At 60.5% G+C, this 24,247-nt stretch carries 24 protein-coding genes and 1 riboswitch; of the genes, 18 read left to right on the top strand and 6 right to left on the bottom strand.

Features of this window, described 5'->3' with window-relative positions:
• Positions 1-8: 8 nt before the first annotated feature.
• Entirely contained in the window at positions 9-761 is a 753-nt protein-coding gene (locus QOM10_RS12305; RefSeq protein ID WP_099758791.1) for a GntR family transcriptional regulator, read from the top strand.
• Between the two features lies 1 nt (position 762).
• Positions 763-1,326 (top strand): NUDIX hydrolase, encoded by a 564-nt coding sequence (locus QOM10_RS12300; protein WP_160039545.1) that lies wholly within the window; start codon positions 763-765, stop codon positions 1,324-1,326.
• Positions 1,327-1,481: 155 nt separating this feature from the next.
• Here the strand turns inward: QOM10_RS12300 and QOM10_RS12295 are convergent, their stop codons facing one another.
• Complete coding sequence (locus tag QOM10_RS12295; RefSeq protein ID WP_127926901.1) at positions 1,482-1,778, bottom strand: DUF1330 domain-containing protein; 297 nt, start codon at positions 1,776-1,778, stop codon at positions 1,482-1,484.
• A 68-nt stretch (positions 1,779-1,846) separates the two neighbouring features.
• Here QOM10_RS12295 and ribBA point away from each other — a divergent pair, with 68 nt between their 5' ends.
• The 5 genes from ribBA (at position 1,847) to QOM10_RS12270 (ending at position 7,278) form a co-directional block, all read left to right on the top strand.
• Entirely contained in the window at positions 1,847-2,956 is a 1,110-nt protein-coding gene (gene ribBA / locus QOM10_RS12290) for a bifunctional 3,4-dihydroxy-2-butanone-4-phosphate synthase/GTP cyclohydrolase II (RefSeq protein ID WP_095050094.1), read from the top strand.
• A 365-nt stretch (positions 2,957-3,321) separates the two neighbouring features.
• Positions 3,322-4,347, top strand: coding sequence for an ABC transporter substrate-binding protein (locus QOM10_RS12285; protein ID WP_316918150.1), 1,026 nt, complete (start codon positions 3,322-3,324; stop codon positions 4,345-4,347).
• On the top strand, positions 4,344-5,291 hold the full coding sequence (locus tag QOM10_RS12280; protein WP_150707628.1) for an ABC transporter permease: 948 nt from the start codon (positions 4,344-4,346) through the stop codon (positions 5,289-5,291). The genes QOM10_RS12285 and QOM10_RS12280 overlap by 4 nt, the downstream gene beginning before the upstream one ends.
• A 6-nt stretch (positions 5,292-5,297) precedes the next feature.
• Entirely contained in the window at positions 5,298-6,107 is an 810-nt protein-coding gene (locus QOM10_RS12275; protein WP_007918021.1) for an ABC transporter permease, read from the top strand.
• A gap of 16 nt (positions 6,108-6,123) precedes the next feature.
• Positions 6,124-7,278, top strand: coding sequence for an ABC transporter ATP-binding protein (locus tag QOM10_RS12270; protein ID WP_316918149.1), 1,155 nt, complete (start codon positions 6,124-6,126; stop codon positions 7,276-7,278).
• Positions 7,279-7,479: 201 nt separating this feature from the next.
• Here QOM10_RS12270 and map read toward each other — a convergent pair whose 3' ends face one another.
• The 3 genes from map to QOM10_RS12255 form a co-directional block, all read right to left on the bottom strand.
• Positions 7,480-8,271, bottom strand: coding sequence for a type I methionyl aminopeptidase (gene map / locus QOM10_RS12265; RefSeq protein WP_077573263.1), 792 nt, complete (start codon positions 8,269-8,271; stop codon positions 7,480-7,482).
• Positions 8,268-8,495, bottom strand: coding sequence for a ParD-like family protein (locus tag QOM10_RS12260; RefSeq protein WP_007918027.1), 228 nt, complete (start codon positions 8,493-8,495; stop codon positions 8,268-8,270). The genes map and QOM10_RS12260 overlap by 4 nt, the downstream gene beginning before the upstream one ends.
• A 64-nt stretch (positions 8,496-8,559) precedes the next feature.
• Positions 8,560-9,417 (bottom strand): LysR substrate-binding domain-containing protein, encoded by an 858-nt coding sequence (locus QOM10_RS12255; protein WP_127926894.1) that lies wholly within the window; start codon positions 9,415-9,417, stop codon positions 8,560-8,562.
• Positions 9,418-9,526: 109 nt separating this feature from the next.
• Here QOM10_RS12255 and phnD point away from each other — a divergent pair, with 109 nt between their 5' ends.
• The 11 genes from phnD (at position 9,527) to QOM10_RS12200 (ending at position 20,864) form a co-directional block, all read left to right on the top strand.
• Complete coding sequence (gene phnD / locus QOM10_RS12250; RefSeq protein ID WP_316918148.1) at positions 9,527-10,393, top strand: phosphonate ABC transporter substrate-binding protein; 867 nt, start codon at positions 9,527-9,529, stop codon at positions 10,391-10,393.
• Complete coding sequence (gene phnC, locus QOM10_RS12245; protein WP_316918147.1) at positions 10,390-11,181, top strand: phosphonate ABC transporter ATP-binding protein; 792 nt, start codon at positions 10,390-10,392, stop codon at positions 11,179-11,181. Before phnD ends, phnC begins: the two co-directional genes overlap by 4 nt.
• Positions 11,182-11,183: 2 nt before the next feature.
• Positions 11,184-12,002 (top strand): phosphonate ABC transporter, permease protein PhnE, encoded by an 819-nt coding sequence (gene phnE, locus QOM10_RS12240; protein ID WP_316918146.1) that lies wholly within the window; start codon positions 11,184-11,186, stop codon positions 12,000-12,002.
• Between the two features lie 110 nt (positions 12,003-12,112).
• Positions 12,113-13,204, top strand: coding sequence for an iron-containing alcohol dehydrogenase PsrA (gene psrA, locus QOM10_RS12235; protein ID WP_150751934.1), 1,092 nt, complete (start codon positions 12,113-12,115; stop codon positions 13,202-13,204).
• Positions 13,205-13,333: 129 nt separating this feature from the next.
• Positions 13,334-14,629: an MFS transporter gene (locus QOM10_RS12230; protein WP_150751933.1), complete on the top strand. Its 1,296-nt coding sequence runs from the start codon at positions 13,334-13,336 to the stop codon at positions 14,627-14,629.
• Between the two features lie 10 nt (positions 14,630-14,639).
• Positions 14,640-15,509 (top strand): LysR substrate-binding domain-containing protein, encoded by an 870-nt coding sequence (locus QOM10_RS12225; protein ID WP_150751932.1) that lies wholly within the window; start codon positions 14,640-14,642, stop codon positions 15,507-15,509.
• A gap of 74 nt (positions 15,510-15,583) precedes the next feature.
• The gene (phnX, locus tag QOM10_RS12220; protein WP_316918145.1) at positions 15,584-16,411 is read left to right on the top strand and encodes a phosphonoacetaldehyde hydrolase; all 828 of its coding nucleotides are present in this window, start codon (positions 15,584-15,586) and stop codon (positions 16,409-16,411) included.
• A gap of 349 nt (positions 16,412-16,760) precedes the next feature.
• Positions 16,761-17,696, top strand: a complete 936-nt coding sequence (locus QOM10_RS12215) for a Ppx/GppA family phosphatase (RefSeq protein WP_160039541.1) — start codon at positions 16,761-16,763, stop codon at positions 17,694-17,696.
• A 42-nt stretch (positions 17,697-17,738) separates the two neighbouring features.
• A riboswitch (cobalamin riboswitch) is annotated at positions 17,739-17,933 on the top strand.
• Between the two features lie 143 nt (positions 17,934-18,076).
• Complete coding sequence (locus tag QOM10_RS12210; protein WP_316918144.1) at positions 18,077-19,090, top strand: ABC transporter substrate-binding protein; 1,014 nt, start codon at positions 18,077-18,079, stop codon at positions 19,088-19,090.
• 8 nt (positions 19,091-19,098) lie between these two features.
• Complete coding sequence (locus QOM10_RS12205; protein ID WP_177413900.1) at positions 19,099-20,103, top strand: iron ABC transporter permease; 1,005 nt, start codon at positions 19,099-19,101, stop codon at positions 20,101-20,103.
• The gene (locus QOM10_RS12200) at positions 20,100-20,864 is read left to right on the top strand and encodes an ABC transporter ATP-binding protein (protein WP_316918143.1); all 765 of its coding nucleotides are present in this window, start codon (positions 20,100-20,102) and stop codon (positions 20,862-20,864) included. The genes QOM10_RS12205 and QOM10_RS12200 overlap by 4 nt, the downstream gene beginning before the upstream one ends.
• Here QOM10_RS12200 and QOM10_RS12195 read toward each other — a convergent pair.
• Entirely contained in the window at positions 20,803-21,354 is a 552-nt protein-coding gene (locus QOM10_RS12195) for a GNAT family N-acetyltransferase (RefSeq protein WP_316918142.1), read from the bottom strand. The two genes, QOM10_RS12200 and QOM10_RS12195, sit on opposite strands and share 62 nt — an antisense overlap.
• A gap of 204 nt (positions 21,355-21,558) precedes the next feature.
• Entirely contained in the window at positions 21,559-23,847 is a 2,289-nt protein-coding gene (gene metE / locus QOM10_RS12190) for a 5-methyltetrahydropteroyltriglutamate--homocysteine S-methyltransferase (RefSeq protein ID WP_316918377.1), read from the bottom strand.
• Positions 23,848-24,247: the final 400 nt, after the last annotated feature.

Genomic DNA, 24,247 nt, shown 5'->3' with positions numbered 1-24,247 from the left:
CGGACCCCATGAAACGCCAGCCACTCGACGACAGCTTCAAGGTCAATCGCAACCCCGTTACCCTGCGCGAAATCGTGCTGGATAAACTGCGTAGCGCGATCATGAATTTCCAGCTCATGCCCGGCGATCGTCTGGTCGAGCGCGATCTGTGTGATCGCCTTGGCGTCAGCCGCACCTCCGTGCGCGAGGCCTTGCGTCACCTGGAATCCGAAGGCCTGGTCGAGTTCGCCGATGCCAAAGGCCCGCGCGTAGCGATCATCACCCTCGCCGATGCCGTCGATATCTACGAATTGCGTTGTGTACTGGAAGGTCTCATCGTCCAGCTGTTCACCCTGCGCGCCAAGGCCAAGGACATCAAAGCCCTGGAAAAGGCCCTCGACGACAACCGCAAGGCGTTGAAGGACGGCGAATTGCAGCAGGTGATCGACTCGGTGCAGGGCTTCTACGATGTGCTGCTCGAAGGCTCGGGCAACCATGTCGCGGCGACTCAGTTGCGTCAGTTGCAGGCGCGCATCAGCTACCTGCGCGCGACCTCGGTTTCCCAGGAAAACCGTCGTGGCGCGAGTAACCACGAAATGGAAAAAATGGTCGAGGCGATCAAAAGCGGCGATCCGCTGGCGGCGCATCAGGCCTGTGTTGATCACGTTCGCGCCGCTGCTGCCGTGGCGCTCGACTATCTCAAGCGCAAACAGGAAGAGACCGGGGCTACCCCGCCAATCACCCTGCCGATCGCCTTGAAAGAACCCCGTATAGGTCACTGATATGTTCAGCCCGAGCTATTGCCCGAAATGCGGTGGCCCTGACCTCGGTCAGCAGATACCGGCGGGCGATACGCACGAGCGCCTGATGTGTCGCGGCTGCGGCTACATCCACTACGTCAATCCGAAGATCATCGCCGGCTGCATCATCGAGCAGGACGGCAAATACCTGTTGTGCCAACGCGCGATCCCACCGCGCCCGGGCACCTGGACGCTGCCGGCCGGTTTCATGGAAAGCGGCGAGACCACTGAGCAAGCGGCCATCCGCGAAGTCTGGGAAGAAAGCGGTGTACGCGCGGAAATCGTCTCGCCGTACTCGATTTTCAGCGTGCCGAAGATCAGCGAGGTGTACATCATCTTCCGTGCGATCGCACTGGAGATCACCGGGCAGTACGGCCCCGAAACCATGGATTACAAATTCTTCGCGCCTGAAGAGATTCCGTGGGAACAGATCTATTACCCGGCGATCCGGCAGATTCTTGAGCGCTATATCGAAGAGCGCCAGGCTGGGGTGTACGGGATTTACATGGGCAATGACGACAGCGGCAAGATCCACTTCATCCGCTGACAACGCTTCGCTTTCTGTCTGATCGTTCCCACGCTCCGCGTGAGAATGCCTCTTCGGACGCTCCGCGTTCGGCTTTGAAAGGGACGCGGAGCGTCCCGGGCTGCATTCCCACGCGGAGCGTGGGAATGATCAATACAGGGGTTTAGTGGTGTTGCTTAAACTGGGGCGATGCCTTCAACGATGATGATCTCCGCCCTCGCCCATTCTTCGCGATAACTTTTCGCTTCCTGATACGCCGCCGAGTGGTAGCACGCCACGGCTTTTTCATAGCTTTCAAACTCGATCACCACGCTGCGCTGCGGCGTCTTGCGTCCTTCCATCGCCTCGCTGCGCCCGCCTCTGGCCAGAAACTTCGCGCCGTACGCGGCGAAGGCTGCCGGCGCGCGCTGGGTGTATTGGCTGTAGTGATCGGCATCGGCTATATCCACATGAGCAATCCAGTACGCCTTCATAGTGACCTCTTTGTTGATTTTGTATTATGGTATACCAATATATTTCCAACGAACCCTGAGAGTCCAGCATGGCCTTCAACAGCATCGAAGAAATCATCGAAGATTATCGTCTCGGCAAAATGGTCTTGCTGGTCGATGACGAAGACCGCGAGAACGAAGGCGACCTGCTGCTGGCCGCCGACCGTTGCACGCCGGAAGCGATCAGTTTCATGGCCCGTGAAGCACGAGGGCTGATCTGCCTGACACTGACCGACGAACATTGTCAGCGTTTGGGCCTGGAGCAAATGGTGCCAGCCAATGGCAGCGTGTTTAGCACCGCGTTTACCGTGTCGATCGAAGCGGCGGTTGGCGTGACCACCGGTATTTCGGCGGCTGATCGCGCCTGCACGGTTGCCGCCGCTGTCGCGCCGAATGCTCGCGCTGAAGACCTGGTGCAGCCGGGCCACATCTTCCCGCTGCGGGCCAAGGAAGGTGGGGTGCTGACTCGCGCTGGTCACACAGAAGCGGGTTGCGATCTGGCTCGTCTCGCCGGTTTCACCCCGGCCTCGGTGATCGTCGAGGTGATGAACGACGACGGCACCATGGCCCGTCGGCCAGATCTGGAAGTGTTCGCGCGCAAGCACGGGATCAAGATCGGCACCATCGCCGATCTGATCCACTACCGCCTGAGCACCGAACACACCATCGAACGGATTGGCGAACGCGAGCTGCCGACGGTGCATGGCACGTTCCGTTTGATCACGTTTGAGGATCGCATCGAGGGCGGCGTGCACATGGCGATGGTCATGGGCGATCTGCGCCGCGAAGAGCCGACGCTGGTGCGTGTGCATGTGATTGATCCGCTGCGGGATCTGGTTGGCGCGGAATATAGCGGGCCGACCAACTGGACGCTGTGGGCGGCACTGCAACGGGTTGCGGCTGAGGGACATGGGGTTGTTGTGGTGTTGGCCAATCATGAGTCGTCGCAGGCGTTGCTGGAGCGGGTGCCGCAACTGACCCAGCCGCCGCGGCAGTTCAGCCGTTCGCAATCGCGGATTTATTCGGAGGTCGGGACTGGGGCGCAGATTCTGCAGAATCTGGGGGTTGGCAAGCTGCGTCACCTGGGCCCTCCTCTGAAATACGCTGGCCTGACCGGGTATGACCTGGAGGTGGTCGAGAGTATTCCGTTCACTGAATAAAGCTGCCCTCACCCCAGCCCTCTCCCGGAGGGAGAGGGAGCCTACCGAGTTGTTTAGTCGCTATACACCGAGCTGAGATACCGAGTCGAACTCAGGTTTTGAACAGCCTCCGATCGGCCCCCTCTCCCGAAGGGAGAGGGCTGGGGTGAGGGGCTGGATCTAACATTCACAAAAAACATCCAAGCCGAACGCATCAAATAACCGCCCGGCCAGATAACCGGTAAGGCAAAGTGCTTGCACAAAGCTTGGAATACCATAATATGATATTCCATAGACCGGACACTCCAACGAACGTCCATCTACTGCTCCCGATAGGCGGGCAACAACGCAAGCCCGCTCAAAAACACAACAATGAGGGCGTGAAAATGGTGTTGAACAAAGCTGCAACCGCGATCTTTTTTGCGGGACTGCTCAGCGTCACCGGCCAGGCTGCAATGGCTGCCGAAAGCGTGAACTTCGTCAGCTGGGGCGGTAGCACCCAGGATGCGCAGAAACAGGCCTGGGCCGATCCGTTCAGCAAGGCCAGCGGCATCACCGTCGTCCAAGACGGCCCGACCGACTACGGCAAACTCAAAGCCATGGTCGAGAGCGGCAACGTGCAGTGGGACGTGGTCGATGTCGAAGCCGATTTCGCCCTGCGCGCCGCTGCCGAAGGCCTGCTCGAACCCCTCGACTTCAAAGTGATCCAGCGCGACAAGATCGACCCGCGTTTCGTCAGCGATCACGGCGTCGGCTCGTTCTTCTTCTCCTTCGTCCTCGGCTACAACGAGGGCAAACTCGGCGCCAACAAGCCGCAGGACTGGAGCGCCCTGTTCGACACCAAGACCTATCCCGGCAAACGTGCCCTTTATAAATGGCCAAGCCCCGGCGTGCTCGAACTGGCGCTGCTGGCCGACGGCGTAGAGGCTGACAAGCTCTACCCGCTGGATCTGGATCGTGCTTTCAAAAAACTCGACACCATCAAGAAAGACATCGTCTGGTGGGGCGGCGGCGCGCAGTCGCAGCAACTGCTGGCGTCCGGTGAAGCGAGCATGGGCCAGTTCTGGAACGGCCGCATTCACGCCCTGCAAGAAGACGGCGCACCGGTCGGCGTGAGCTGGAAACAGAACCTGGTCATGGCCGACATTCTGGTCATCCCCAAAGGCTCGAAAAACAAGGACGCGGCGATGAAGTTTCTGGCCAGCGCCAGCAGCGCCAAGGGTCAGGCCGACTTCTCCAACCTGACTGCCTACGCCCCGGTCAACCTCGACAGTGTGGAGCGTCTGGATTCGACGCTGGCCCCCAACCTGCCGACTGCCTACGCTAAGGATCAGATCACTCTTGATTTCGCGTACTGGGCCAAAAACGGCCAGGCCATCGCGACACGGTGGAACGAATGGCTGGTCAAATGAAAATGGCGGCCACCGCGTCCCGTCCCTCCACTGCCACCGGGAGCGCCAACGGCGCTGCCGGTTCGGCCCACGGAACACAGGCGGTTGCGATGCAGCAAGCCCCGTCCCTCAGACAACGCTGGCGCGGCGCCGGCAATCTCGTACCGGCGCTGCTGTTCATCGGCCTGTTCTTTCTCGCGCCGTTGATTGGCCTGCTGTTGCGCGGCGTGCTCGAACCGACGCCTGGCCTTGGCAACTATGAACAACTGTTCGCCAACTCAGCGTATGCCCGGGTCCTGCTCAACACCTTCTCGGTAGCCGGGCTGGTGACGCTGTTCAGCTTGCTGCTGGGCTTTCCGCTGGCTTGGGCGATCACCCTGGTGCCGCGCGGCTGGGGACGCTGGATTCTCAACATCGTGCTGCTGTCGATGTGGACCAGCCTGCTCGCCCGCACCTATTCGTGGCTGGTGTTGCTGCAGGCTTCGGGCGTGATCAACAAGGCCTTGATGGCGATGGGCATCATCGATCAGCCGCTGGAGATGGTGCACAACCTCACCGGCGTGGTGATCGGCATGAGCTACATCATGATCCCGTTCATTGTGTTGCCATTGCAGGCGACCATGCAGGCTATCGACCCGATGATTCTGCAGGCCGGCTCGATTTGCGGTGCCAGTCCATGGACCAACTTCTTCCGGGTGTTCCTGCCGCTGTGCCGACCGGGTCTGGCCTCCGGTGGCTTGATGGTGTTCGTCATGTCGCTCGGTTACTACGTGACCCCGGCGCTGCTCGGCGGGGCGCAGAACATGATGCTGCCGGAGTTCATCATTCAGCAGGTGCAATCGTTCCTCAACTGGGGCCTGGCCAGTGCCGGCGCCGCGTTGCTGATCGCGATCACTTTGGTGCTGTTCTACTTCTACCTGAAGCTTCAGCCGGAATCCCCGGTTGGCGCCAGTAACGCGAGGTAAGCCGACATGCTCCTGACCCCCAATGCGATGAGCCGACGCATGCGCTTCGGCTTGTATGCAACCACCGGGCTGATCGGTCTGTTCCTGCTGTTGCCGATCGTGTTCATCGTGCTGCTGTCGTTCGGTTCATCGCAGTGGCTGGTATTCCCGCCGCCGGGCTGGACGCTGAAATGGTACGGCCAGTTCTTCTCCAACCCCGATTGGATGAACGCCGCCGCGGCCAGCCTCAAGGTTGCCGTGCTGACCACGATCTGCGCCGTGGCCCTCGGTCTGCCGACTGCATTTGCGCTGGTGCGCGGACGCTTTCCTGGCCGGGAAATGCTCTACGGTCTGTTCACCCTGCCGATGATCGTGCCGTTGGTGATCATTGCTGTGGCGGTGTACGCGCTGTTCCTCAAGCTCGGTTACACCGGGACCATGTTCGCCTTCGTGGTCAGCCATGTGATTGTCGCGTTGCCGTTCACCATCATCTCGATCATCAACTCGCTGAAGCTGTTCGATCAGTCTATTGAAGACGCGGCGGTGATCTGCGGTGCTTCACGCCTGCAAGCGGTGTTCAAGGTAACGTTCCCGGCGATTCGTCCGGGCATGGTCGCCGGCGCCCTCTTCGCCTTTCTGGTTTCGTGGGACGAAGTGGTGCTCAGCGTGATGATGGCCAGCCCGACCCTGCAAACCCTTCCCGTGAAAATGTGGACCACTTTGCGCCAGGACCTGACGCCAGTGATCGCCGTCGCTTCGACGCTGCTGATCGGCTTGTCGGTGTTGGTCATGGTCATCGCCGCCGCATTGCGCCGGCGCAACGAAATCAGCGCCTGAGCGCCAGGAGTACGACATGAGTGCCGTGATCAAAGACGCTTCCCAGCAGAATGACAAACCCCTGGTCAGCCTGCGCAACCTGAACAAGCACTACGGCGACTTTGCTGCCGTCGACAACATCTCGCTGGACATCAAGGACGGAGAATTCCTCACCTTCCTCGGTTCCAGCGGCTCGGGCAAAAGCACCACGCTGTCGATGCTCGCCGGGTTTGAAACGCCGAGCAGTGGCGAGATCCTCGTCAACGGTGAATCGTTGGTCAATGTGCCTCCGCACAAGCGTGACATCGGCATGGTGTTTCAGCGTTATTCGCTGTTCCCGCACCTGTCGGTGCGCGACAACATCGCCTTTCCTTTGGCGATTCGCAAACTAGCGGCGGCTGAGCGCGACAAGCGCGTCGATGCGATGTTGAAACTGGTGCAGCTTGAGCAGTTCGCCCATCGCCGCCCTTCGCAACTGTCTGGCGGCCAGCAACAACGTGTCGCCATTGCCCGTGCCTTGGTTTACGAGCCGCGCATTTTGTTGATGGACGAACCGCTCGGTGCTTTGGATAAAAAGCTGCGTGAAGATCTGCAGGATGAGTTGCGCCAATTGCACCGTCGTCTGGGCATCACCATTGTTTACGTGACCCACGACCAGGAAGAAGCCATGCGTTTGTCGCAACGCATTGCGATTTTCAGTCACGGCAAGATTGTTGGTCTGGGTAGCGGTTATGACCTGTATCAGAATCCGCCGAATGCGTTTGTCGCGTCGTTTCTGGGCAATTCGAACTTCCTCAAGCTCAAGGCGCAGGGCAATGCGGCGGCTTCGTTTGAAGGACAGTCATTGTCGATTCGACTGACCGCTGGTTTGCACACCGATCAGGATGTGTTGCTGATGGTGCGGCCGGAAAAGGCACTGGCGTTGAGCGTGGCGCAGGCGATTAGCGAACCGTTGCCGTCGGGTTGGAATGAGGTTTCAGCGAAGGTTGTGGAAGTGCTATTTCTGGGTGAGAGCCAGACTTGCAGCGTGGTCACCTCGGGCGGCACATCAATGACAGTGAAAGCATTGTCCGCCGCCGGCATGCCGCTCAAGGCTGGCGATCCGGTGCAAGTGCGCTGGGCCACCGCTGATGCCTGCGTCTACACCGAATGGACCGAAAGCGACCTCAACAAAGCCGCCGGCTCCCACTGAAATCGTGTTGTCTGTGATATCTACCCCCTCACCCCAGCCCTCTCCCCCAGGGGGGCGAGGGGGAAAGGGAGCAGATCTTCATGTTGTTCAAAACTTGAGTTCGACTCGGTATCACACGTCGGTGTAACTTGTCCAAACACCTCGGTCAGTCCCCTCTCCCTCTGGGAGAGGGCTAGGGTGAGGGAACCAGTCGACGCGGTATCAGACAATAGCGCGGTAGCCTTCGATTTCGTCCGGCCACGCCGTGAGGATTTCGAAGCCCGTCTCCGTCACCGCCACCATATGCTCCCACTGCGCTGACAACGAGCCATCCTTGGTCAGCACGGTCCAGCCGTCCGGCATGTTCTTCACATGACGCTTACCGGCATTAAGCATCGGCTCCACGGTAAAAATCATCCCGGCCTTGAGCTTCATGCCCTGATTGGGAAAGCCGTAATGCAGAATCTGCGGCTCATCGTGATAAACCTTGCCAATCCCGTGCCCGCAATACTCGCGCACCACGCTGAAGCCTTCTTTCTCCGCCAGCGTCTGGATCGCATGGCCGATATCACCCAGCGTCGCACCTGGTTTCACCACACGAATACCCGCGCACATCGCGTCATAAGTGGTCTTGATCAGGTGCTGCGCTTCAGGCGTCGCCTCACCGACCACGTACATGCGACTGGTGTCGCCGAACCAGCCATCCTTGATCACCGCGATGTCGAGGTTGACGATGTCACCATCCTTCAACGGCGTCCCCGATGGGATGCCATGACACACCACATCGTTGACCGAGGCGCACACGGTTTTCGGAAAACCGTGATAACCGACGTTGGCCGGCACCGCCTTCTGCACGTTGACGATGTAGTCGTTGCACAGCTGATCGAGTTGGTCAGTGGTGACGCCCGCCTTCACATGCGGCACCAGCATCGCCAGCACTTCAGCGGCGAGTTTGCCGGCAGCACGCGATTGGGCGATGTCGGCCGGGGTGTTGATCTTGATCTGGTTTCTCATGCGCTGACGGCTTCCTGAGTCAGTTGTTGCAGATCCAGCCCGCCGTTCTGTTCGGCGCGGATCAGCAAGCGGCAAATGGCACTGTGGTCGAGGTTGGGGTGCAGTTCGGCGAGCATGCCGATGCGCATCCAGTGCTCGGCCTGCGCGTTGATCGAGCGGCTGAGGGCGTTGCTGGAGATACGCAGGTTCTCGTGCATGTCCTCTGAAATCTTTACGATGCCCATATATGAATCCGATACGATGTGTATATGGATCGTATATTAGCCAAGCCTTACGCGAAATTGCAAATCAACTCAGCGCCGCATCGAAAAACGATGAGATGAGCCGACTGGAACGCCGCTCGGCCAGGCAATACAAATACGTTTCCGTAAACAGCTCTTCGCCCTCGATTCTGATCGTGCGGATGTTCGGGTCGGCAATGAACTCCGCTTCCGACACCACACCCAGCCCCAACCCACGCACCACCGCTTCCCGCAGTGCCTCACGACTGCCGATTTCCATGGCGATGCGCGGTTTCACCTGCGCCGCATTCAGCGCCTGTTCCAGCACCAGCCGCGTGGTCGAGCCGGGTTCGCGTTGCAGCAGCCGCTGCCCTTCCAGTTCTTCCAGGCGCACTCTGCCACGATTGGCCAGCGGATGCTCATGATGGGCAAACAGGATGATCGCGTGCCGCGCATAACGCACCGCACACAACGCCGGATCATCCTGACGCCCGGCCAGCACGGCGATGTCGGTCACATAGTTTTCCAGGTCCGACAGTACTTGCGCCGAGTTGCCGACGCGGATCGACACGTCGATATTCGGATGCTGTTGCAAGTAGCTGTCGACCATCTCGATCACATGAAACGGCCCCACCGCACCGACCTTCAGCTGGCCGCTGTCGAGCCGCCCGGAATCGCGCAGCAGGTTGTGCGCTTCCAGCTCCAGCAAGGCAAGCCGTTGCGCGATCGGCAGTAATTGCCGCCCCACATCCGACAACTCGATGCGCCGCCCACGCCGGTGGAAAAGCTCAACATTGTGCTGGCGTTCCAGGGCTTGCACTTGCGTGGTCAGCGTCGGCTGGCTCAATCCTGACGCCCGCGCCCCGGCACTGAAACTGCCGTGACGGGCGACGGCGAGAAAGGCCCGTAGTTTGGCGCTCGACATCCATAGACTCCATCAATAGTTAGCTGTCGTTTCGCATATTGAATTGATTGAATGACTGTCACGTGACAGACCTAGCCTGTGGCAACTCCCAACCACACCGTGGAATGCCATGAAAACAATCAAACAGTTTCTGCGTGTCGCCAGCCTTGCCGTACTTACCCTGAGTGCCAGTCAGGTGTGGGCCAAGGACAAACTGACCATTGGCCTGATCCCCTCGGAAGATTCCCAGGCGATGATCGAATCGAGCAAACAGGTGCTCGACGATCTGCAAGCCAAAATCGGCATGCCGGTGGTGCCGTTCGTGGCCACCGACTACAACGGCATCATCGAAGCGCTGCGTTCGGGCAAACTCGACGTCGCCTACCTCGGGCCGTTCTCTTACGTGCTGGCGACCTCGGTCGCGGATGTCGAGGCGTTCTCGGTGGCGGTGACCAAGAAGACCGGCCAGAGCGCTTACAAAAGCGTGATTCTGGCGCGCAAGGACAGCGGCATTCATACGCTGGCCGACCTCAAGGGCCATACGTTCGCGTTCGTCGACCCGAGTTCGGCCTCCGGTCATCTGTTCCCGAAAGCAGGTCTGGAGCAGGCAGGATTTGCGCCGGACACGCTGTTCAAACGAGTGATCTTTTCGGGCTCCCACGACGCCAGCATCCTTGCGGTCGAGAACAAGAAAGTCGACGCCGCCGCCGTGGCTGACCGCATCTTCGCCAGCGCCGTGGCCAAAGGCGTGGTCAAGCAGGATGACTTCGAAATTGTCTGGAGTTCCAAGCCGATTCCCGAATCGCCGATGGTCTGGCGCAAGGCGCTTGATCCGGAATTGAAGAAAAAAGTCGCCGACGCACTGGCTTCGATCAAGGACGTGCCGTGGGGTGATCAGGGCGTGCTCAATGGTTTCCAGCCGACCACCGACGCGTCGTATGACGTGGTGCGCGACACCGCCAAGGTGCTCGATCTCGATTTGCGGAGCATGAAATGATCAGCATCCGCCAACTGACCAAACACTACGGCAGCAACCCGGTGTTGCGCGGCATCGACCTTGACGTCGCTGCGGGCGAATTCGTCGTGGTGCTCGGTCAGTCAGGCGCCGGTAAATCGACCTTGCTGCGTTGCATCAATCGTCTGGCGCAGGCCGACAGCGGCACGCTGAGCGTGGCCGGCATCGACGCCCTCTCCTGCCCTGACACCAGCGTTTTGCGCCGTGAAGTGGCGATGATTTTTCAGCACCACAACGTCGTGCCGCGCCTGAGTGTGTTGAAGAATGTACTGACCGGTCGCCTCGGTTCTGTCGGTACCCTCGCCTCGATTCTGCAGCTGTTCCGCCGTGACGATGTGGCACTGGCGATGCAATGCCTGGAGCGCGTCGAGCTGGCGCACAAGGCCGGCGAACGCACCGATTCATTGTCCGGCGGGCAGAAGCAGCGCGTCGGCATCGCCCGCGCATTGGCGCAACGACCGCAGGTGATTCTGGCCGATGAACCGATCGCCAGCCTCGACCCGAAAACCGCGCGACTGGTGTTGCAGTATCTGCGCGATGCCACTCGCGAGCTGGGCATCACCGTGCTGTGCAACCTGCATCAGGTCGAATACGCCCGCGAGTTTGGCGACCGCGTGGTCGGCCTCGCTCACGGCAGCCTGGTGTTCGATGGCAAAGCGTCGAGCATGACCGAAGCGGATCTGGCACGAATCTATCCGGGGCAATCGGCGGAACCCCCTGCTGACGTGCCCACGCCCACCCTGTCCTACCGCGCTGCCTCGAGGGCCTGAACATGCAATCGCAAAACTACCAGTGGGTCGGCGATCGTCCCCGTGGCCCGCGCAGTTGGCTGACCACCGGCGCCGTCGTCCTGATCGTGCTGTGGACGCTGAACTGGAGCGCGCAAGGTGCGCAGCTCAGCCTTGGTGAACTGGCAGCGGGATTGCCGCAGATCGGTGATTTCCTTTCGCGCACCTTCCCACCGGATCTGAGCATTCTTCCGCGTCTGCTCGCGCCAGCGGTGGAAACCTTGCAGATCGCCATTTGGGGCACCCTGCTCGGCGTGTTGCTGGCGATTCCGCTGTCCTTCCTCGCCGCGCGCAATCTGAGCCGCAATCGCTGGGTGTTTCACGCCACCCGTCAGGCGCTGAATTTCACCCGCAGCATCAACGAACTGATCCTCGCGCTGATCTTCGTCTCGGCGGTCGGCCTCGGGCCGTTTCCCGGCGTACTGGCGCTGGCGCTGCATGGCCTGGGCATGCTCGGCAAGTTCTTCGCCGAGAGCATCGAAGAGATCGACCAAGGCCCGATTGAAGCGCTGCAAGCGACCGGGGCGCGACCGTTGCAGGTCATCGTGTTTGGCGTCCTGCCACAGGTCATCACGGCGTGGATTGCCGTGATTCTCTATCGCTTCGAGGTCAATCTGCGCTCGGCCACGGTGCTGGGAATGGTCGGCGCCGGCGGCCTGGGTTTCGAACTGGTGAGCAGCCTGAAGTTGTTCAAATACCAGGAAACCGCGACTTGCATCATCGTCATCACCTTCATGGTGATCTTCGCCGACGCCATCTCCAGTCGCCTGCGCGCGGCGATCCAGAGCGGTTCGGCACACTGACGTCGAGCGGCTATCGGCTGAGCCGATTCAAACCTGCGAATTATCGATTTGAGCCGTTGTCGACGGGCGCTGAGTATGGCGCCACACGACAACAACAATAAGGATCCACCATGACTGCCCGCTTCCAGAACCCCGTCGATACTCGTTTCGGCTGGGGCAGCCTGCAAGACCTCGCTGCCATTACCGACCAGCAAACCGTGGCCCTCGTCACCTTCCCCGAGGCCCGTGGCCTGGGGTTGGTTGATCGCCTGCAAGCCTTGCTCGGCGAGCGCCTGGTCTACGTGTTCGAAGACGTTCAGCCCAACCCGGATGTCGCCCACCTGCGCAGCACCTACGAGCACTTCTGGCAGCACGCCGGCGACTGTGACGTGGTCCTCGCCGTAGGTGGCGGCAGCGCCATCGACACCGCCAAAGCGTTGATCGTCGGCACCGAATCCGGCCGGTTCGATGAACTGTTGAGCCTGCTGTCGAGCGGCAAACCGTTCACCCCGGCCCGTTGCAAACAACTGATCGCCGCACCAACCACCGCCGGCACCGGCAGCGAAGTCACCCCGTGGGCGACGATCTGGGACAGCGCCAGCCAGAAGAAATACTCGCTGCATCTGGACTGCACCTGGCCGCGCGTGGCAATCATCGACCCGCAACTGATGCTCACCGTACCGGCCGGCGTGACCGTTTCCACCGGTCTCGATGCGCTGTCCCATGCGTTGGAGGCGATCTGGAACGTGAACGCCAACCCGGTCTCGGACACCTTCGCGATCTCCGCAATCGAGGACATCCTCGAATGCCTGCCGCGTCTGCACAAAGATCTCTCCAGTCACGAATTGCGCAGCCGCATGGCACTCGCTGCGCTCAAGGCCGGGCTAGCGTTTTCCAACACCAAAACCGCGCTGGCGCATTCGATTTCCTATGAGATGACCTTGCGCCACGGCTTGCCTCACGGCATCGCCTGCTCCTTCACCTTGCCGCTGGTTTTGGGTTTGGCCTGGGGTCACGACGCCACTCGCGACCGTACCTTGCAAAGGGTGTTCGGCGCGGACCTGGGCAAAGCCCAGCAGCAGTTGCGCGAGTTCCTGCACAGCCTCGGGGTGAAGACCGAGTTTGCCGATTACGGCGTCTCGGCCAAGGACGCCGAAGCCATTATCCATCTCGCGATGCAGGGCGCACGCGGCAAGAACTTCATTGGTTCGCAAGCCGCCTGACGCCTGATGACACCCGAGTAACCCAAGCACCGCCAGCGGCGTCACGCCGCGGTGATTTCCTGCCGCACCGAAAAAGAGTGCACCCGCCGACGACAACCGGCGGGAACCGACAACAATAAGGAAAAGATCATGAATCGTGCCCAAACCATGCCTGGTCTCGCCGTCCGTTCTGCCTCGTTCCGGGTCGCGCAGTGGCGCATGCTACTGGCGGCGATGTTCTGTTACCTGTTTTTCTACACCGGGCGGCAGACCTTCGGTTTTGCCATTCCGGGGATTCAGGCCGAGTTCGGCCTGAGCAAGGAAACCCTCGGCTGGGCCTCTGCGGCGATGCTCTGGGCCTATGCGATTGGCCAAGCCATCAACGGCAACCTCGCCGACAAGTTCGGTGGCCGGCGGATCATGACGCTGGGTGCAGTGTTGTCCTGCGGTGCCAACTGGGTGACCAGTTTCGCCAGCGGTTTCACCAGCCTGATTCTGCCGTGGGGCGTCAACGGCTACTTTCAGGCCTTGGGCTGGGCGCCGGGCGGTCGGTTGATTGCCAATTGGTGGGCGGCGGGCGAGCGCGGCAAGGTCTATGGCTTCTACACTTTCGCCGCCGGTTGCGCGTCGATTCTGTCGTACGTCACCTCTATCGTTGTGCTTGAAGTGCTGCAACTGGAATGGCGCTGGATCTTCCGTTTGCCGGTGCTGCTAATGCTCGCCGGCGGGATCATTTTCTATCTGGTTGCCCGCGAACGCCCGCAGGATATGGGTTTCGAACCGGTGGGCGATACCGGTGTGGCCAACGCTGACGACAAGCATCAGGAAGCGGCACAGGGCGAAGTCGAGTCCTCGGCCCAACGCTACAAAGCCGTGTTGAAAAACCCTCGCCTGCTCATCGCCGCGCTGTCACTGGGCTTTCAAAACGCCGCGCGCTACGGCTTGATCGTCTGGGTACCGGTGCACTTTCTCGGCGCGGACTGGAAAAGCGGTGACGGCATGATCGATCCGAAATGGATCACTGTCGCCCTCCCCGTCGGCATGGCGGTCGGTGCACTGAGCAACGGCTGGGTGTCGGACAAACTGTTCGGCTCCAAGCGGTATCTGGCGATCATGCTCTATATGTTCCTCGGCGCCGCCACCAGCCTGTGGATGTGGAGCCTGCCGCCACACAGCGTGATCGGCCTGGTCGCGTTGTTCCTTTGCGGGTTCTTCGTCTACGGCCCGGCCTCGAGTTTCTGGGCGCTGTGCCCGGATCTGGTCGGCGCCAAACGCGCCGGTACGGCGACCGGGATCATGAACTTTTCCTCCTACCTGTTCGCCGGATTGGCCGAGCCACTGATCGGGCGTCTGCTTGACACCACGGCAAATACGTCTCTGATCTTCATAGTGGTCACCAGCGCCTGCCTGTGCAGTGCGGCAGTGGCATTGTTCATCCGACGCTGACGGGGCTTGCATGTACCAGTATCACAAGTGGTTGCGTTCGTTTCATGCGGTGGCCAAGACCGGCAGCTTCACCCTCGCGGCGGAGTACCTCTGCGTCGGTCAGCCGACCGTCAGCGAGCAGGTCAACGCGCTGGAGAAAACCTTCTCGGTCGAGCTGTTCCATCGCCGTGGACGCTACATCGAGATGAGCGCCGCCGGGCACAAGCTCTACGCGATCACTCAAGGTCTGTTCGGCCAGGAAGATGAAGCGGTGCAACTGTTGCAGAGCTTCAAGCAGCGCAAGACCGGCATGCTGCGCCTCGGCGCGGTGTCACCGCCGATCGCGATGAATCTGACCTATGAGCTGATGCAGCGCCACCCGGATATCGAACTGGAAACCTCGTTTTCCTCGGAAAAGGACACCTTGGCGCGGTTGTTCAACTTCGATATCGACGTGGCGATTCTGGCGCTGTCGGAATTCGATGAGCGCTTCCACACGCGGCTGTATCACCGTTATCCGATCATTGCTGTGGTGCGCGATGACCATCCGTGGGCCAGTCAGGCGCAGGTACACATCAACGAAATCAGCCGCGAAAAATGGGTGATGCGCGAACAAAGTGCGCGCACCCGCCAACTGGTGGAAGAAAGCTGCAAGCGTCTCGATATCGAGCTCAATTGCGTCATGCAACTCAACAGCCGCGAAGCCATCGTGCACGCCATCGTCAAGGGCATCGGCATCGGGTTTGTCTCGGCCGTCGAGTACGCCGAAACACCCGGCACCACGCCGATCACCTTTGTCGACCACCCGTTCTTTATCGAATACCACCTGTGCTGCCTCGGCATCCGCAGGAACCGGCCAGTGATTGCCGAACTGTTTGATGCGAATCCACCGCTGACCTGATCAGCACTGACCCTTGAACCGCCTACCTCATTACCGAGGGACGGCCCACGCTTACCTGAAAACGGAGATTGACCATGCAGTACCAACAACCGACTCACCTGCAAGCCGCGATCCTTGACTGGGCCGGCACCGTTGTCGATTTCGGCTCGTTTGCGCCGACGCAGATTTTCGTCGAAGCCTTTGCCGAGTTCGGCGTCGCGGTATCGCTGGAAGAAGCGCGCGGGCCAATGGGCATGGGCAAGTGGGATCACATCCGCACCCTGTGCAACCTGCCGCAGATTGCCGAGCGTTATCGTGCGGCGTTCGACCGCTTGCCGAGTGACGACGATGTGACGGCAATCTACGAGCGCTTCATGCCGTTGCAGATCGAGAAAATCGCCCTGCATTCAGCGCTGATTCCGGGTGCGCTCGAGGCGATTGCAGCGTTGCGCGACAAGGGTTTGAAAATTGGTTCGTGCTCCGGTTATCCGGCGGTGGTGATGGCCAAGGTCGTCGAACTGGCGCGGAAAAATGGCTACGTCGCTGACCATGTCGTCGCCACCGATGAAGTGCCGAATGGCCGGCCATATCCAGCGCAGGCCCTGGCCAATGTGATTGCCTTGGGCATCAGTGACGTGGCGGCGTGCGTCAAGGTCGATGACACCTGGCCCGGAATTCTTGAAGGGCGTAGCGCGGGGATGTGGACGGTGGCGTTGACCTGCTCGGGGAATGCGTTGGGGCTGACCTATGAGCAGTTCAAAGCGCTGCCATCGGATCGTCTGGCAGAGGAACGTGAGCGAATTGGCAAGATGTTCGCGCCTTCGCGCCCGCATTATCTGATCGACACCATCGCCGAGTTGCCTGAGGTAATCGAAGACATCAATGCGCGTCTGGCCCGGGGCGAAACCCCGCAAGCCTGCTGAGTAGCCCCTACCCCTGATCGTTCCCACGCTCTGCGTGGGAATGCAGCCCGTGACGCTCCGCGTCACTGGACGCGGAGCGTCCCTAGAGGCATTACCACGCGGAGCATGGGAACGATCAGTTCGCGGCATTGCCAAATCGCGGGCAAAAAAAAGCTGCCAAAACTGGCAGCAAAAACTTTAAGAACACGCGATGTATTGGCCTCAGCATAGACGCCGGATAATGACAGTGTCATGACAGCACCAAATTCATTGAACCGCCCCCACCCCGTCATCAGGATGTCATCAAGATCACGGCAGAATCCTCGCAAACCGTCTTGAGCCTCGCGACGGATGCATTGCAAGGATTCCCATGAAAGACGACGCCTCGCTGTTTGCCGCCATCGACCTGGGTTCGAACGCCTTTCGCCTGATGATCGGCCAGTCAGTGCGCAGTCGAAAGGGCTTGCAGATTCAGGAAGTGAAAACCCTGCGTGAACCCGTGCGTCTCGCCGAAGGTTTTGATGGTGGTGCGCTGGATGCGTTGGCACTGGATCGCGGCTGGCAGGCATTGGCGCGGTTCGGCAAGAAGCTGCGCGGTTTCGAGGCCGGCCGGGTTCGCGCGGTGGCGACCAGCGCAGTGCGCGAGGCCGACAATGCGCAACTGTTTCTGGCCAGTGCCGAGCGGCATCTGGGCTTTCCCATCGACGTCATTTGCGGCCATGAAGAGGCGCGGCTGGTCTACGCCGGCGTGACCCACGCCTTGCCGAGCGCCGTAGACCTGCGCCTGGTGGTCGACATCGGCGGCGGCTCCACCGAGCTGATCCTCGGCCAAGGCTCACAACCATTGCTCACCGAAAGCATCGCCATTGGCAGTGGCACCTTGAGCACGCGCTTCTTTCGCGGCGGTGACGTGTCCGCCGGTGCCCTACAGGAGGCCGAACGCTTTGCCATCCTGCAGTTTGAAAAGGTTGCCCGACGCTATCGCGCTCAGGGCTGGCAGCAAACCATCGGTTCGTCCGGCACCGCGCGCATGCTGGCCAAAGTGCTCAAGGCCAATCGCCTCAACGACTACGGTCAGGACGGTATCACCTACGGCGGACTGCTGCGCCTGTCGTTGCTTCTGCTGAAGGTGAACAACGTCCAGCAACTGAAACTGGCCGGGCTGCAACCGCATCGTCAAAGCATTCTGCCCGGCGGTCTGGTGTTGATGCTGGCGGCGTTCAAGGTGTTCGGCATCGCGCAAATGCTGCCCTCCGAACCGGGCCTGCGTTTAGGCGTGTTGCACGGTTTGATGAGCCAGCACTAATCCTCGTCACGGCAGATTCGTCTCCCCTTCAGCGGCTCGATCGACTACCATGCCGCCGCCGGTTCCCGAACGGGACTAACAGGGAATCCGAGGTGCTTGCTCAGCACTGATCGGAACTGCCCCCGCAACTGTAGGTGCCGAGCCTGCTCCACGACTGCCACTGGGTGAATCCCGGGAAGGCCGGAGCCAGGCGATGACGCATCAGTCAGGAGACCTGCCGGCACAGTGATTACTAACCGGCGGGGTGTCCGGGAAGGACATCGTGCCGTGCGCGTCTTCGTTGGCTGCCCGGCCTTGCGCTGTTTTCCTGACCGCGTTCGATGGTGTGTTTCCAGACCGTACTCTCCCGCTCCCCGTACGGTTCCCTCGGAGACTGCCACATGCTGCTGCCCCGCATCGCCACCCTCATCACCGGCCTGAGCCTTGGCGCCATGGCGCAGGCGGCATCGACTGTCTATCCACTGACCGTCGAAAACTGCGGCAGCACCCTGACCTTCCAGCACGCACCGACGCGCACCGTGACCATCGGCCAGGCCGGCACGGAAATGCTCTACGCCATGGGCCTGGGCGACAAAGTCGTCGGCACCTCGTTGTGGTTCAACAATGTGCTGGCCAAATACAAAGCCCAGGACGACAAGATCGAGCGTTTGGCTGACAACGAGCCAAGTTTCGAATCGGTGATCGGCAAGCGCCCGGAACTGGTCGCCGTGGAGCTGGAATGGATGGTCGGCCCGCAAGGCGCGGTCGGCACCCGCGAGCAATTTCATGAACTGAAGATTCCGACCTACCTGCTGCCTTCCGATTGCGAAGCCAAGGACAACCTCGTCGGCGCCGATGGCACGCGACTGGCGCCGTTTCGCATCGAGACGATTTACAAAAGCGTGAGCCAACTGGCGCAGATCTTCGATGTTCAGGAGCGTGGCCAGCAGCTCAACGACGAGCTCAAAGCCAGCCTCGCCAAATCGATTGCCACAGCCCAAGGCAAACAGCTGAAGGATGCCAGCGCGCTGGTCTGGTTTTCCAGCGCACAAATGGACATCGAGCCGTTCGTGGCCGGGCACAAAGGCGTTCCCGATTTCATGCTCAGCACCCTCGGCGTGCGTAACGTGGTGGAGTCCGATGAAGAGTGGCCAACGGTCGGCTGGGAAACCATCGCCAAGGCTAATCCAACCTTTCTCGTCATCGCGCGCATGGACCGTCGACGCTTCCCCGCCGACGACTATGAAAAGAAACTCGCCTTCCTGCGCACTGACCCGGTGACGCGCAACATGGACGCGGTGAAGCACAACCGCATCATCATTCTTGACGCCATGGCCATGCAGGCGAGCCTGCGCATGTTCGATGGCATCGAGCAATTGGCCACGGCCATCAACGGCAATGACCTGTCGCAATGAGTGCCAGTCTGATCCGTACGCTGCTGGCCTTGGTGACACTGTTGATTGCAGTGGTCGCTGGTGTGGCCATCGGCGAAACCTCGATTGAACCGGGCGTGGTCGTGCAAGTGCTGGCGAACAAATTGTGGGGCGCCGGGTACGCGCTGGATCCTATCGACGAAGGCATCGTCTGGAACTATCGCCTGACCCGCGCACTGGTCGCGGCTGCATGCGGTGCCGGTCTGGCGACGTGCGGGGTGATTTTGCAGTCGCTGTTGCGCAACCCGCTGGCCGATCCCTATCTGCTGGGGATTTCTGCCGGCGCCTCGACCGGGGCGGTGATGGTGGCGCTGCTCGGTGTCGGCGCCGGGATCATCTCGCTGTCAGTCGGTGCATTTGCCGGCGCAGTCACGGCGTTCGTGCTGGTGATTGTGCTGGCGCGAGTCAGCGGTTCGGCCAGCGGCACCGGGCAGATCATTCTTGCCGGGATCGCCGGCTCGCAGCTGTTCAACGCGCTCACGGCGTTTTTGATCACCCGCTCGGCCAGCTCTGAACAGGCGCGCGGCATCATGTTCTGGCTGTTGGGCAATCTCGGCGGCGTGCGCTGGCCGTCGGTGTGGCTGGCGGTGCCGGTGGCCGTGTTGGGACTGGTCGTGTGTCTGTGGCATCGGCGGGCGCTGGATGCGTTTACCTTTGGTGCGGATTCGGCGGCATCCCTCGGCATTCCGGTGCGACGTGTGCAGATTCTGCTGATTGGCTGCGCGGCACTGGTGACGGCGGTGATGGTGTCGATTGTCGGTTCGATCGGTTTTGTCGGGTTGGTGATTCCCCACGCCGCGCGGCTGTTGCTCGGCACCGGGCATGCGCGCTTGTTGCCGGCCAGTGCGTTGGGCGGCGCAGTGTTTCTGATTGCCGCTGATGTGCTGTCGCGCACGTTGATCAAGGGCCAGGTGATTCCGGTCGGGGTGATTACCGCACTGGTCGGGGCGCCAGTGTTTGCCCTGATTCTGGTGGGTCGGAGATCGGCGCGATGAGCAATGTTCTGAGTTGCTCCGGGTTGACCTTCAAGGTGCGCGGCGCCGAGTTGCTCAATGGTGTCAGCCTTGAGGTTCAGCGCGGCGAGACGCTGGGCATCGTCGGACCGAATGGCTCGGGAAAATCCACCCTGTTGAAGTTGCTGGCCGGGCTGCGTGAACCGAGCGCTGGCGAGGTGCTGCTCGAAGGTCAGCGCCTGGGCAAAATGGCCCGGCGCAGCATTGCGCAAACGCTTGCGGTGGTCGAGCAACAGGCCGACACCGACGACGGCATTCGCGTGTTCGATGCGGTGGCGCTGGGGCGTACGCCTTGGCTGTCGGCGCTGCAACCGTGGTCCGCGGCCGACGACGCCATTGTTCAGCAGGCGCTGACCGACGTCGACGCGATGCACCTGCGCACCCGTCTCTGGCGCAGCCTGTCCGGTGGTGAGCGACAACGGGTACACATCGCTCGGGCCCTGGCGCAGCGACCGCAAATCCTGTTGCTGGACGAACCGGCCAACCACCTCGACATTCAGCATCAGCTGACCATTCTCAACGTGGTGCAGGCGTTGCCGGTGACCACGCTGATCGCCTTGCATGATCTTAATCAGGCGTTGAAATGCGATCGTCTGGCGGTGCTGGAGCGCGGGCGGCTGGTGGCGCTGGGCGAACCGTTGGCGGTGCTGACACCGCAGCGATTACAGGAGACGTTCGGGGTCAGGGCGCACTATCTGACGGACCCGTTCGATGGGGCGCAGATTCTTCGATTTCACTCATGACGTTGTGCATGTGCGTGGTCTGCCACACCGGGTCAGCGTCGACAGCAATAATCTCGAAACCCTGCCGCTGCCAGAACTCGATGGCCCCCGGCAGAAACGGATGGGTGTGCAGGTAGATCACCCCGACTCCGTCGGCGAGTGCCAGGTCTTTGAGTGATCGATAAATCGCACCGGCCAACCCGGAACGCCGTTGTGAAGGCACGACGAACAGGCGCACGATTTCCACTACCTTGCGGCCGGGATAATCAAGGTTCGGGAAGCGTCGGTCGTAAGGGAGATAGCCGATGGAGGCAACGATCTGCCCCGCATGACGAGCAATCAGAAAGCGCCCTTCCCCACGCAGATAAACCTCGGCAAAACGCGCCAGATCGTCAGGCATGCCGGTCGCGCTGAGCTTGGGGAAAAGCTCGGCACGGGCCTTGAAGACAAAATCCAGCACGGCAGGAATGTCGGCGTCGGAAACAGCTTGAATAAAGGGGTGATGTTTCATGTAGCGAAAGCGCCTGGACTGCGGCTGGCCACAGTAGCAACAACAGGTCCCGCGAAGCCATCCAATCTCATGACTTGCACAAAACCCTGTGGGAGCGAGCCTGCTCGCGAAGGCGGCAGATCATCCAACATTGATGTTGACTGACAAGACGCTTTCGCGAGCAGGCTCGCTCCCACAGGTTTTGTGTTTCATGCAGCCAGAGTGTCAGGCCAGTTCTTTACGCAGCTGCCGGGCGGCGGTGACCATGTGCACCAGCGCCGCTTCCGTCTCCGGCCACCCACGGGTTTTCAAACCGCAATCCGGGTTGACCCATAGCCGCTCGGCCGGAATCCGCTTGGCCGCCTTGCGCAGCAGATTAGCCATTTCCGAAGCATCCGGGATGCGTGGCGAGTGAATGTCGTAAACGCCCGGGCCGATGTCGTTCGGGTAAGCGAAGGCTTCGAAGGCATCCAGCAATTCCATGTCGGAACGCGAGGTTTCGATGGTGATCACGTCGGCATCCATCGCCGCGATGGATTCGATCACATCGTTGAACTCGCTGTAGCACATGTGCGTGTGGATCTGCGTTTCGTCGCGCACACCGGAGGCGCACAGGCGGAACACCTCAGTCGCCCAGTCCAGATAATGCTGCCACTGCGCCCGACGCAAAGGCAGACCTTCACGGAACGCCGCTTCGTCGATCTGCACGATCTTGATGCCGGCGGCTTCCAGATCCACCACTTCATCACGAATCGCCAGCGCCAGTTGCCGCGCCTGCACTTCGCGGCTGACGTCTTCACGCGGGAACGACCACATCAGCATGGTCACCGGGCCGGTCAGCATGCCTTTCATGACCTTGTCGGTGAGGCCTTGAGCGTAGCGGATCCACTCCACGGTCATGGCTTTCGGACGGCTGAGGTCGCCGAAGATCACCGCCGGTTTCACGCAGCGCGAACCGTAACTTTGTACCCAGCCGAAACGGGTGAACACATAGCCGTCCAGTTGTTCGGCGAAATATTCGACCATGTCGTTGCGCTCGGCTTCACCGTGCACCAGCACATCGAGGCCCAGACGTTCCTGGATTTCCACGGCGTGGCGGATCTCGCTGTGCATGGCTTCGGTGTATTCGGCTTCGCTCAACTTGCCTTGTTTGAACGACTGCCGAGCGAGGCGGATCGACGCGGTTTGCGGAAACGAACCGATGGTCGTGGTCGGGAACAGCGGCAGATCCAGACCGGCACGCTGCTTGGCGATGCGCTGGGCGAACAGCGATTGACGCTGGCTGTCCTTGGCCGTAACCGCGGCGACACGGGCCTGAACGGCCGGTTTGTGAATGCGCGGGGAAGCTGCACGTGCAGCCTGCACCGAGCGGCTTTCAGTCAGTGCGCGCAGCACTTTCGGCGCTTCAGGTTCATTGACCGCTTGCGCCAGAACCGCGACTTCTTCGCACTTCTGCACAGCGAAGGCCAACCAGCTTTTCAACTCGGCGTCGAGCTTGTCTTCGCGGCCCAGATCCACCGGGCTGTGCAGCAGCGAACAGGACGGCGCGACCCACAGGCGATCGCCCAGACGCTCATGGGCATGCTGCAACGTCGCCAAGGCATTTTCCAGATCGCAGCGCCAGACATTACGGCCATTGACCACGCCCAAGGACAACACTTTATAGGCTGGCAGACGATCAAGAATGGTCGGGTACTGCTCCGGTGCGCGCACCAGATCAATGTGCAAACCGTCGACCGGCAGGTTCGCCGCCAGACCGAGGTTTTCTTCCAGACCACCAAAGTAAGTAGCGAGCAGTTTCTTCAGCGGATCACGCTGGATCTGGTTGTAGGCACGCTCGAAAGCGTTCTTCCACTCCTGCGGCAGGTCGAGTACCAGAATCGGCTCGTCGATCTGCACCCACTCGACGCCTTGGGCGGCGAGACGCGCGAAGATCTGCCCGTACAACGGCAGCAGGCGATCAAGCAGTTCCAGCTTGTCGAACTCGGCACCTTTGGCCTTGCCCAACCACAGATACGTCAACGGGCCGATGATCACCGGTTTGACGTTATGGCCCAGCGCGCGGGCTTCTTCGACTTCTTCGAAGAGTTGATCCCAGCCCAACTGGAACTGCTGATCAGCACTGAATTCAGGGACCAGGTAGTGATAGTTGGTGTCGAACCACTTGGTCATTTCCTGGGCGTGCGCACCGCCGCAGCAGCTGTCGCTGACGCCACGGGCCATGGCGAACAGGGTTTGCAGATTGGCTTTGCCATCGTGCGGGCGGAAGCGCTCAGGGATTACGCCAAACATCAGCGAGTGCGTCAGCACCTGGTCATACCAAGCGAAATCGCCGACCGGGAGCAATTCGATGCCGGCGTTTTTCTGCAGGTCCCAGTGAGCCTTGCGCAGCTCACGGCCAACATCACGCAGGCCGGCCTCGTTCAGTTCTCCTTTCCAGAACGCCTCTTGCGCTTTCTTCAGTTCGCGGTCGCGACCGATGCGCGGAAATCCAAGGGAATGGGCCAGTGCCATAACAAACAACTCCAATGTCTTGTTGATGGCGGCCATTGTCGGCATCGGTCATTATTGAGACAAACTCATTTTAATCTTGATCAACACAAGTTTCCCTCATGATCAAATGATCACAGCCTGTCACCTGAAAACACTCCAGAGCTGAGAGCGCACGAGAAGGCTGAGCGGTTTTTGCAGCAGGAAATTTCTCGGCAATTCAAGCTGTTCGTCGCCATGAAGACGCCCTTTGAAAACTCGATGACGCCTTCGTATAAACACACCCGACAGCACCCCGGCAGGTCTTTGATTTCGATCTATCGTTAGATCGAAATGGCTGTATTGGCGACCGACTAAAGGTTGCGACAGCTGATGTCTGAGCCTATGTTGCACGCGAGTCTTTTCCCCGCGATTGGAACGCGAT

Source organism: Pseudomonas sp. P108 (assembly GCF_032613195.1).
GTDB lineage: Bacteria > Pseudomonadota > Gammaproteobacteria > Pseudomonadales > Pseudomonadaceae > Aquipseudomonas.
This window is presented reverse-complemented; position numbering and strand designations above follow the sequence as displayed.